At 41.1% G+C, this 10,344-nt stretch carries 10 protein-coding genes; all 10 read right to left on the bottom strand.

The window, feature by feature from the left end; genetic code table 11:
* Position 1: 1 nt before the first annotated feature.
* Positions 2 to 862, bottom strand: coding sequence for a class I SAM-dependent methyltransferase (locus tag DPO_RS20880; RefSeq protein ID WP_152427768.1), 861 nt, complete (start codon positions 860 to 862; stop codon positions 2 to 4).
* A 44-nt stretch (positions 863 to 906) separates the two neighbouring features.
* Positions 907 to 1,587: a glycosyltransferase family 4 protein gene (locus DPO_RS20875; protein ID WP_040012177.1), complete on the bottom strand. Its 681-nt coding sequence runs from the start codon at positions 1,585 to 1,587 to the stop codon at positions 907 to 909.
* A 34-nt stretch (positions 1,588 to 1,621) separates the two neighbouring features.
* Positions 1,622 to 2,077 carry a glycosyltransferase gene (locus DPO_RS20870; protein WP_006968361.1) on the bottom strand — a complete coding sequence of 152 codons (456 nt, stop codon included), beginning with the start codon at positions 2,075 to 2,077 and terminating at the stop codon, positions 1,622 to 1,624.
* Positions 2,074 to 3,771 carry an asparagine synthetase B family protein gene (locus DPO_RS20865; protein WP_152427767.1) on the bottom strand — a complete coding sequence of 566 codons (1,698 nt, stop codon included), beginning with the start codon at positions 3,769 to 3,771 and terminating at the stop codon, positions 2,074 to 2,076. The genes DPO_RS20870 and DPO_RS20865 overlap by 4 nt, the downstream gene beginning before the upstream one ends.
* 143 nt (positions 3,772 to 3,914) lie before the next feature.
* Positions 3,915 to 4,619 (bottom strand): SDR family oxidoreductase, encoded by a 705-nt coding sequence (locus DPO_RS20860; RefSeq protein WP_006968359.1) that lies wholly within the window; start codon positions 4,617 to 4,619, stop codon positions 3,915 to 3,917.
* On the bottom strand, positions 4,610 to 5,824 hold the full coding sequence (locus DPO_RS20855) for a carboxylate--amine ligase (RefSeq protein WP_006968358.1): 1,215 nt from the start codon (positions 5,822 to 5,824) through the stop codon (positions 4,610 to 4,612). The genes DPO_RS20860 and DPO_RS20855 overlap by 10 nt, the downstream gene beginning before the upstream one ends.
* A gap of 6 nt (positions 5,825 to 5,830) precedes the next feature.
* On the bottom strand, positions 5,831 to 6,709 hold the full coding sequence (locus DPO_RS20850; RefSeq protein ID WP_160166939.1) for a polysaccharide deacetylase family protein: 879 nt from the start codon (positions 6,707 to 6,709) through the stop codon (positions 5,831 to 5,833).
* Positions 6,710 to 6,816: 107 nt separating this feature from the next.
* Complete coding sequence (locus DPO_RS20845; RefSeq protein ID WP_160166938.1) at positions 6,817 to 7,830, bottom strand: glycosyltransferase; 1,014 nt, start codon at positions 7,828 to 7,830, stop codon at positions 6,817 to 6,819.
* A gap of 244 nt (positions 7,831 to 8,074) precedes the next feature.
* Entirely contained in the window at positions 8,075 to 9,085 is a 1,011-nt protein-coding gene (locus DPO_RS20840) for a glycosyltransferase (RefSeq protein ID WP_006968355.1), read from the bottom strand.
* A gap of 43 nt (positions 9,086 to 9,128) precedes the next feature.
* Positions 9,129 to 10,316, bottom strand: a complete 1,188-nt coding sequence (locus DPO_RS20835) for an NAD-dependent epimerase/dehydratase family protein (RefSeq protein WP_006968354.1) — start codon at positions 10,314 to 10,316, stop codon at positions 9,129 to 9,131.
* Between the last annotated feature and the right edge of the window lie 28 nt (positions 10,317 to 10,344).

The following is a 10,344-nucleotide window of genomic DNA, read 5'->3' as shown; positions in this document are numbered from 1 at the left end:
ATTATTTTTTCTGAATAAACAAGTGATTAAGATATGGCATAAAAGCTGTTATCGGCAACTTTAAAAAGCGTTGCAGCAAGAACTCCAAAGCCAAATAAGGTTTGAAAAACAGTTTTCTTTTAAAAGAGTTTATTCGATGATGATTTATTAAATATTGCGATGTGAAATTTTTCATCTCTACATTCAGTACAACATATGAAAAAGGTTTCAACCATTTCATTATATGAAAGTATGTTGTTCCTTTCCTTCCGGCATAATCCAGATTTTTACCTTTTTGCCATTTTTTTCTGAACACAGAATAATGATATGCAATTTTACTTGGTAACCAGGGAATAAAATATAGTCCTGTGGTATGTCGATCTTTGGGATAAAAGAGATTAGGAGTCCCCGTAATAATAAAATAGCCATCCTTCTTCAATTTCGTAAAACACTCTTGAACATATTTCACTCTGTCTTCAATAATATGCTCAATAACATCAGCCATAATAACAATATCAAAGTATTCATCAGGAAAAGGGAGGGGATATGAATCATCCACACACTTTAAAATCAATTTGTCTGAAGTACCGTAAAGCCGGGATCTTTCTTTCGTTGTATCAACTGCCCATGAGTTAATATCTATGCCATAAACTTTTCCATTTCCAACCTTTAGCGCACATGCGACTGCTGTCCCTCCACCCCCTGTACCAAAAACAAGTATTTTATTATTTTGAATATCAGTAACATAGTCGATCCAGGGAATTAATGACTCTAAAGACGCTTCAACTGAATACAACTGACCATCAATATCCTGTTTGATATATTTTTTAATAAAATCATCTTTTAAGAAGGGGTGATCGTTTTGCATATACTCATTTTTCAAAATTTTTTGATCTCCTAACTATCTGCCACAAATGCCGTACTTGATTAATTGCCAATAAGCTCATTATATATTTTTTCAAGGGCCAATTCCCTGATTTTCAAATCAAGATTGGATTCAGCGTATTTACGTGCCTGATTCCCTATTTGATTTCTTAGCCAACGATTGTCCATCAAAGCTTTTATTGCACAAGCAAGATTTTCAACATCCCACTCCTCAACCAGCAAACCGGTCTTTTTGTCTTGAATAACAAAGGGTATCCCGCCATGAATTGTCGAGATTACCGGCAAACCGGCGAACATGGCCTCCACAAGCGACCCTGGTATACCTTCTTTATCATCTTTGGTCTTTACCGATGGATGCAAAAATATATCTGCGTTGCTGAACTCTTGAAAATACGCTGGCGACAAGTATTTGACTGGTCCAACAAAATCAACATAAGGATTTAATTGATGCGCAGAAACAAATTGTTTGATCTGTTTTTCATAATGACCGGCGCCAACGATCCTCAATTTGAATTCAGAAACCCCTTGTTTGGCTATTGCTTTCAGTGCTTTCAGAGCAAAGAGATGCCCTTTAACCGGATCTAAATAAGAAAGCATCAAAATGGTGCAAAGTTTTTGGGTGGTGTCTGTTTTTTGAATATGTATTAAATTCCCAGGCACCCCATGGTAATGAACCGCAATTTTAGCTGGGAGGCAACCAAGATTCAATAAATCCTGTTTCATTTCAGGAGACATTGCCAAAGCAACGGAAATATTTTCAAATACTTTTTTTTTTCAAATACAGTCTTCCGGCACCAAAATACTTTCTTGGAAAAGAAAAACAATCATACCCATAAAAAGAAACAACCTTGGGAATATCAAAGCCCTTGAGTGCTTTTAAATAAATGCCGGCATCCGTGCCATAATGAAAATGCATGATATCCGGCTGGATTTCCCGAACCATCCTTCTTAATTTTTCACACTGCCGAAAACTAAGCTGCTTACCAAAGCGGAAAAGTTTTTTTTCAAAAAAGTTTTCATCATCCCCTAAATCAATCATTTTGATATCAGAGGCTATTTCTTCTGCAAATCCGCCGTCATAGGCCCCTTTGGGTATGCCCTGACGAAAAATCACAATTGATTCGAAGTCGATATGATTCACAATCTGATTCTGGATAAAAGATGCCTTTAATTGAGATTTTTTTCTAACAAAATGGAGCACTCTTCGTTTCATTCTTCAACCATATGAAAAAACTGTTTTATTGCAGACATATGCCGGTATGTCAAATATCTTCCGGCTTGTTCCATTTTTAACGATTCATTCAGCATCTTGCCATTGAGGTTGATGCCGGCAAAGTTGTCCGGAAAATTGGCGATCTGACCCAGAATGTTCTTAGCCCAGATCTCGGTTTTAAAGGTGTCGTTGCCGCCGGCATTTTTCATATATTTCTTGGCTTTTACAACACCCCATGCAATCACAAGATAGTTCAAAGGAAAGGGATATAAGAGCGCGCCCGGTGTGTAACCGCGATCCATTTCAATATTCATTATCTCCGGACAATATTTTTTCATGATATGTGCATAGAGTAATTGCCCTTTGCGGCGTTTGAATTTACTTTCACCCAGAAAACCATTATACATGCCGGCCCAAGTGGTCTGATAGATCAATTCCACCACATCCATATCAAAATAGGGAAATTTAGTGGTCAGATACACCCTTTCAATACTGATCTCCTGGCTGAAATACTTACGAAGACCTTCCTGGATAATGAAAAAGAAAAAACGGGTTACAGGATCATAATTTTCATATTTATCAAAAAAATTCTCTTTTAAGTAAAAGTATAATTCTTCTTCATAATCGTGCAGATTGAAATCTGAAAATGTAAACCCTTCCAGATTATTGACGGCTTTTTTAATGCCATCCTTTAAATCCGGTTCCAGAAAAATGGCAAAGGATTGGTCATTCACCTGAATTTTATTGTTGTGAAGGGGCCTGAGTACTTCACTGCCGAACAGACCGGTGATAATCGTGTCTGAGTATTGATTCAGCCTGGAATAGGCAAACGGTTTGTCAGCAAAACCGACCGGGGCTGTCCCGTTGCTGAAATACGAGGCTTGCGCGCTTAATTCGTCATATTGCTCTATAAACATGTCATCCAGATAAATCGGCTCATAGGTCAGATTTAAACGCTCTGCCACTTTTTGGGGGACTCTGATCTGTTTGCTGCCCGGCATTCCATATGAATAACACTTAAATGTATCCGGACTTCGCTCCAGCATGGCAACATTGGTCCGCCCGTCAAACCCGCCGGTCAATGAAACCAGCAAAGGATCTGCAAATCGCGCGTATACATTCACATTTTCCTTAAGCTGTTCCCCCAGCAATTCCAGAGATTTCTTCCTGGGAAGCAGTTTGTCATGTTTGAGGTTTTCAACATCCCATAAAACCCTTCGATCCATGCCGTCCGGCCCGAAATGATAACAACGCGCATTTTCCATCCGTCTGATGCCCTTGATAAAATAATGCTCTCCAAGCATGTAATCGAATAAATGCTGCATGGTCAGGGCCAGCTTGTCCGGGGTCCTGTCGATCCACGACCGCTTGAGCATCATGGCGGTATTGGAAGAGATGATCAGCCGGCTGCCGTCAAAGGCATAGTACAGCGGCAAGACATTCAAGAAATCGGTATAAGTGCGGACCTGTTTTTCGCTTTCGTCAAAAAGCACAATCACATAAGAGCCTTTGACAAAATACTGCCATTGCTCCGGGTATTGATTTTTCAGGTTAAACAGATTTTCTGCATTCAGAAGCCCAACCGGATTTCCTGTTTTTGCTTCATATTTTTTGTTTGAATAAACATACCCAAATATCCAGAGAAAGTGATCTCCCTGCCGGAAAAAAGAATCCTGGAACTGCCTTCGGTTCATCGTAACGCAATACCCATTCGTGAATCGGATGCAATTTTCAACCCCTTTGATACCTGCGTAACGCGCTTCTCGCTTAAAAGTGATTTCATTTAAGGGCTCTGAATGACCATTTTTAAACGAATATTCAAAAAACAAATCAAAAATCATACAAAAACCGCCTTTCGACAATACTCTAAAAACAGCTTGAACCGGGTTTTCAGCGTTAAACTGAATACGATCCGGCTTTTTTGGTCCGTTTCGAGATTCACTATTATTTTTTGAATATTCTGGACATTTTTATTAAAAAAAGATGACTTATTTCCACTTGTGTCTGCAAAAGAATCAGGGATGACAGTTACCAGTTTTATACCGGTATGTTTCAATTCCCTTGAAATCGACTCATGAATTGAAATCCATGCCGCCTTGATGGCACAATACAGGGACCCGGTGCTGTAGCCTTTAATGCCGGATTTGGATGAAATAATAATGATATGGCCTCTGTTTTTTTGAATCATGGTTTTTAACACATGATTGAGCAGGATCAACTGATGGGTAAATGAATTATTGATCAGGGATTCGATTTCATTCCCCTGAAAATCGGAAAAATTTTTAAATGTTCGTTCTGCGGCATTGATGATCAGCAAATCAAAAATAGTGCTGTTTTGATTTATAAATTGTTCAACACCTGTTTTGTCGCCCAGATCAATCTGATGATAGGTGCTCAGCGAAGCCACGAGGGCTTTATCCAGCAATGCCTGATCTGTCCTTGATATACCATGCACTTTATATCCAAGGCTGTTGAGAATCAGACACAATTCTTTGCCCAACCCCTTTGAAACACCTGTCACCAGAGCATTTTTTATCTGCATATTCTTTTCCAGAAAAACCAGGGCGCTCTGATCAGTTTTGCGCCGAACCCAATTTCATACAAAACCGGGATCGGATCATCCCAGGTGAAATCCGCATATGTTTTTTTGCCTTTCAAAGACCGCCGCCAGGCCGAAAAGGTCAAACTGCCTTCCTTGCGGTATTTCAAAAATGAATCCACGTCCATATACCGGTTCACCCATTTGATGCCGGCTTTGAACTCCGGGGAGGTCGTCATGGGCATCCCGGTCAGATCGCAATAATTAATATGGGGAAAATTCATGCCGCAGGCCGTGGCCAGATAATTCTGCTGCCAGTACCGGGGGTTGATCTCTATGAGTTTGAGTTGGCCATCCTGTTCATCCCGTTTAAATTCAGCCGAGCCGATCCCGGCGAAGCCGATGCCTTTGAACAGCTTTCTGCCCTGGGCCACCAGATCAGGATCATGGATACTTTCAACCACCGCGCCCACCCCGAAATGGATGGGATTCTGCCGGATTTTTCTCAGGGTAAATTCCGCCTTTATCTGCCCGTCAAGCCCGACATAGACATTGTATTTAAAATGACTGGTGTCCGGCCCCTGGATGATCTCCTGGATGACAATGGGAACATCCTGTTTCAGGATATCCCGTGCCCTGCGATGCAGTTCATCCAAAGATGCCGCAGCAAATCCCTTGACGGTCCCGCTGATTTTTTCCCGCCATGAATTGACCTCCAGCCCTTTGATGAAAACCGGAAACCGCATATCGTTCAGATCGATGGTACCAAGGTCATCCTGATGGGTGACAATCCGGGTTTCAGGCTGTGATATCCCTGCCTGTTTTGCCAGCAGGTACTGGCTGTGCTTATCTGTGATCCGTTCCAGCAGGCCCTGATCCACCAGATTGAACAGAAAATAATTGGAAAGAAACGAGCGGTTCATTGAAAAGCACACCAGAAAGTCATCCGAGCAGATAAACACCGGATATTTTATGCCGCCCTTTTCAAAATGCTGCGCAACCCAGTCCAAAAACGCCGGCATCTCTTTTAAGGGATGGGGGCAGATCAGGGGCGTCACATACCGGGAATACCAGGCAATATCCTTTTTAAAATCAACGCAAAGCACTTTAATGCCCTTTCGCCCCAGGCTGCGCGCCACTCCCAGGCCGGTCTCAAACTGGCTGAACACAGCGGCTGCGGATTCATTAACCGTGCAGGATCTCTTCATTTTGGATTACCGGTTCCTTTCCAGCCAGTCAACATATTTACCGTGGGTGGTCACCCATATCTGTTCTTTGTTTTTCCGGATAAATGAAAAAACCGCCGGCAGAATCTGTTCCACCACCACCGGATCAAAAGAGGGGTGAAACCACAACACACAAACAGTTTTCGATTCCATGGCCCGCTGGATGATGGTCCGGTACCGGTGGATGTGATAGCCAATGGACCAGCCTTTGCGAAGCACAAATTCAGCTGTCTGTTCAAATTCCCATAATCCGTTGGCATGTTTCCTGGGATACCCCAGCACATTCCTGTAATCGGTTCGGAAACTGGTGAACCCTTCCTGTGCCAGCACATCCAGATTGCCGATGTTATGCCCCGGATGGACAAAGGATTTAAGTTCAAGGCCCAGCCGCCCGGCCAGACGGTTGCATTCTTCCAGTTCCGCTTTTAACAGCGCCGGCGGACAGATCTCATCCCGACAGTCAATATGGGAAAAGGTGTGGCAGCCGATCTCATGGGCCACCGGAGACGAGACGATCTGTTCTATCAGATCCGGGCAGTACCATTCAGGGGCTTGTCTGTAATCTGTGCATGGGTCATGTTCAAACCAGTCATCCCCTTCAAACCGCCAGTAGTCATTTTCAAACGGCCTGAGCCGGGGTATTCCCGGATGGGCACTGCCATTCTCCCTGGAACATTTTTCCAGAAATAGATGGCCCACCGTTGCCCAGGTTATGGGGATGTCAAAATCCTCACAGAATTTGACAATCTGCGGGATATTTTTTCTTTCAATATGCGCCATTTCACGGGCATGGACCAAAGGGTCAGGATTCCTCTTGGCATACTGCCAGGCCCATGCCAGTTCAAAATCTGCGGAGATTAGCAGCACCGTTTTATATCCTTGTGGAATAAAGCGGGAAGGGTCCGGGCAGGTCTCGACCTTTGGCGAACGGCTGAGAAGAAAATTGATTTTTGACAACAGCGGTTTAAGAGCCATTATAAAAACGCTTCATGCAGTTGGCGGAGTTCGGCCAGGTGCCGGTCTTTACCGAATTGTTCTTTACAATGGTATTTTGCCGCTTCACCGTATTGTTTTCGCTTTTCCGAATCCTGGATCAGCTCGAAACACCTGGAAAAAAACCCGTCTTTATCGGAAACAATATATCCGGTCTGGTCATTGATCACGATCTCATTGTTTCCCCCCACATCAAAGGCCACCACCGGCAGCCCCATGATACCGGCATCGATCATGGACATGCAGAGGCACTCTTCTGAACTGGGGTTCACAAAAAGATCAAACCGGCTGTAATAGGCTTGGACATCGCTCTGGAATCCGTGAAAAACAAAATACTTTGCCAGACCCGCCTGTTCCACCTGGGTCATGATCTTGTCCCGGGCATCTCCGTCCCCCACCACATGGATTTGAAACCCATGAAATTTCTTCTGCTCAGTCAGGTAACGGGCCAGGTCCACCAGGTAAGCCACCCGTTTCAAATCAACCACCCGGCCCAGATATCCGATATGAACGATCTTATCCGATGTGCCAGCCGATGCCGAAACCGGCACAAGCTCGCTGTGATTATACAAAACCACTTGTTTTTCTTTGGGAAAATCCAGAAAACAAAAATGCGCCATCAACTCCCGGTTGACAAACAAAATCTTTTTCACGCCTGCCAGCCTGGCCAGCCACCGGAATGCCAGCCGGGACTTTAACGGGATATCATATTCATGGGAATGAAAATGCCAGATCACCTTGACCGGTGTGATGAGCGAAGCCAGGGCCGCAATGGTCATGGAAGCAAACAGTGAGGCGTGGATCACATCGATTTTTTCCTTTTTGATCATCGCTGCCAGACGGAATGCACTATGGACATAGTTTTTCTTTTCAAGGATAACATGGGTCACGTCACTGTCGACCATCGGCAGTAAAGCCCCCGACCGAAAGGTGATCAAATAGACCTGGTCCACATACTCCAAATCCGAAGACCCGACCAGGTTAGCATCAGACACGGCCTGTTTTTCCGCGCCGCCAAAACTCAGGGAAGAGACAAAGAATGCTATGTTCATAATTTTAAAACGATATTTTTTTGGTATTCTTAAAATAAAGTTGCCGAACTGAAGTTCTAGTCTGGAAAGGGCCACAGACAGCGTCCTCAAAAAAACGTAATTTTCTCTCACGTTTTTGAAAAACAAAGTATATAATTTTCATAATTGAAATGATGCAATCATCTCCTTATAACAATAGTACTCAATTTTATGACAACTTTGATTTTGGCAATATCTTCAATTTACGGTAGGATGGATTAAAAATAATTTTGATAAAAAATACAAGTTGCCCCCAAAAGGTTATGTATTTAAAATTATGCATTAAAAAAAAATAGGATAATTTCTTGAAACTAAATATTTTCTTAATCATTATATAATTGATGAAGAAATAGCCATAAAAGACAATAAAAAACACCAACAAAGAGTAATATCCTACAAAAAAGGCTGATATAATAAACAATCCCAAAAAAAACATACAAAACAAAATATTATTAATAGCAGTGCGATTTGAAGTCTTGATAAAATCCGATTTCCCACTTAGCATCATTATATGGGATTTGCTTTGACCATCTATATAGTAGGTCTTTACCAAATCCCACACGTTTTTTACCCCATAATCATGAATACCCATTTTACAATTCATATACCATATCTTAAAACCTGCCTTTCTAAATCTTTCACCTAATTCGGTTTCTGCACCCCTTCGAATTCTTTCATCATTTCCATCGATTGACAAAAGAGCATTTCTGCGAAACGTTCCTCCACCGCCAACAGCATTTGAAAAACCTTCTTTTTTGTCTTTCCAATGGGTAAGCAAAATATTATTTACACCCTTTTTACTTTTTTCGTCTAAATATCCATATACTGCATGAATATCCATTTCTTCAAGCTTTTTAACTGCTTTTTTTAAATAATTTTTATCAATAACAATATCGCCATCTATAAAATGAATTATATCGAAATTTGCTTCTAATAAACCTCGATTTCTAGCTTGGGCAGGAGAAGGATTGCCTTTATCCTCTATAAAAACTGATTCTGTATAATTCTTCGCGATTGCCACACTCTCATCTTTAGAACCATTATCCACATAAATGAGCTCATACTTTTCTTTCGGATAATCAATATTCATTATTGCATCAAAAGTGTCATGAAGATTTTTTTCTTCATTTAATCCAAAAACTATAATAGAAACAAAAGGATATTTGCTTGATTCATCCATTAACAGGCCTCTTTAGATTCATTATTATCATCGCTTTGATAAATTACCATTTGATGCCTTTAAATATGACATCACGCCTTATATTTTTTTTAAATTTCATAACAATACGAAAAATATCAGCCATTACATCCTCGGTAAGGAAATGAGGGACAACACCTATATCAATAAGCCCATGATAACTTGGATTATAATAGTGATTTTCTGATTCTTTGCGTGGATTATCTATATTCTGAAGTTTAACATTCAGCCCCAGTGAATCACCTACCTTACAGGCCAAATCAGCTAACTCCAGAACGGTAAACGTTTCCATAATTTGATTAAAGATCCTTAATTCTCCATTTTTTGCTGGACTTTGAAACGCTTTATAAACGCACTGCAAAGTATCTTTAATGTTCAAATACCCCCTTGTTTGACCTCCTTTACCATATATTGTCAACGGATATCCAACAACAGCCTGAGTAATAAATCTATTCACAACGGTCCCAAATATCTCATCATAGTTAAATATTGTTTTTAATGAATCATCCAATATCGATTCATCTGTCTCTACTCCATAGACTGGTCCCTGCATCAAGTCAGTTATCTTCAATCCCCACGTTCGGACCCCGAACCACATTAGATCTGTATCCATAATTTTCGTTGTGTGATAGAGTGAACTCGCCTGTCTCGGAAACAAGAATTTGTCCTTACGCCCTTTATGTTTGATTTCCAACCAACCCTCTTCTATATCGATATTTGGTGTTCCGTATTCTCCCATGGTTCCAATATGTATAATATGGGTTTGACGATTTAGATCTTTCACAGCAAACATTAAATTGTTTGTGATGAGTAAATTATTGGTTATAGTTTTATTGGCATATTTATAATTTAATAAAGAATATGGTGCTGAAGGCTGCTCGGCATAGTGAATAACGGTGTCTGGGATTCCGGAAAACCCAATTTCAAAAATACCTTCTGATAAAGTCCTTCCATCGAACAAACCTCTAGTAAATTCAGCATCCGTCAAATCACCTATTACGACTCTTATTTCAAGGCCTGTGATATTATGCCACAGCTTAGACCGTTCTTTGAGATTAGGTACAGGATACAACATCCCAGTATCAAGTTCTAAACAAGCATTGCGACGGAAATAATTATCTACAACAGTAACATTGTGGCCACGTTGTGAAAAATACATGGCTGTAGGCCATCCAAGATACCCATCACCTCCGAATATTAATATATCTGACATTTTTCCCTTTCTTAAAACGACTCAACAT

It is taken from the genome of Desulfotignum phosphitoxidans DSM 13687, assembly GCF_000350545.1.
GTDB classification, from domain to species: Bacteria; Desulfobacterota; Desulfobacteria; order Desulfobacterales; family Desulfobacteraceae; genus Desulfotignum; species Desulfotignum phosphitoxidans.
The sequence above is the reverse complement of the archived record's forward strand: the minus strand, read 5'-3'. Positions and strand labels throughout refer to the sequence as shown.

Coding starts and splice junctions, on each gene's coding strand:
- DPO_RS20875 (WP_040012177.1), bottom strand. CDS start 1,587: ATGAAACAGGATTTATTGAATCTTGGTTGCCTCCCAGCTAAAATTGCG.
- DPO_RS20870 (WP_006968361.1), bottom strand. CDS start 2,077: ATGAAACGAAGAGTGCTCCATTTTGTTAGAAAAAAATCTCAATTAAAG.
- DPO_RS20865 (WP_152427767.1), bottom strand. CDS start 3,771: ATGAACCGAAGGCAGTTCCAGGATTCTTTTTTCCGGCAGGGAGATCAC.
- DPO_RS20860 (WP_006968359.1), bottom strand. CDS start 4,619: ATGCAGATAAAAAATGCTCTGGTGACAGGTGTTTCAAAGGGGTTGGGC.
- DPO_RS20855 (WP_006968358.1), bottom strand. CDS start 5,824: ATGAAGAGATCCTGCACGGTTAATGAATCCGCAGCCGCTGTGTTCAGC.
- DPO_RS20840 (WP_006968355.1), bottom strand. CDS start 9,085: ATGGATGAATCAAGCAAATATCCTTTTGTTTCTATTATAGTTTTTGGA.
- DPO_RS20835 (WP_006968354.1), bottom strand. CDS start 10,316: ATGTCAGATATATTAATATTCGGAGGTGATGGGTATCTTGGATGGCCT.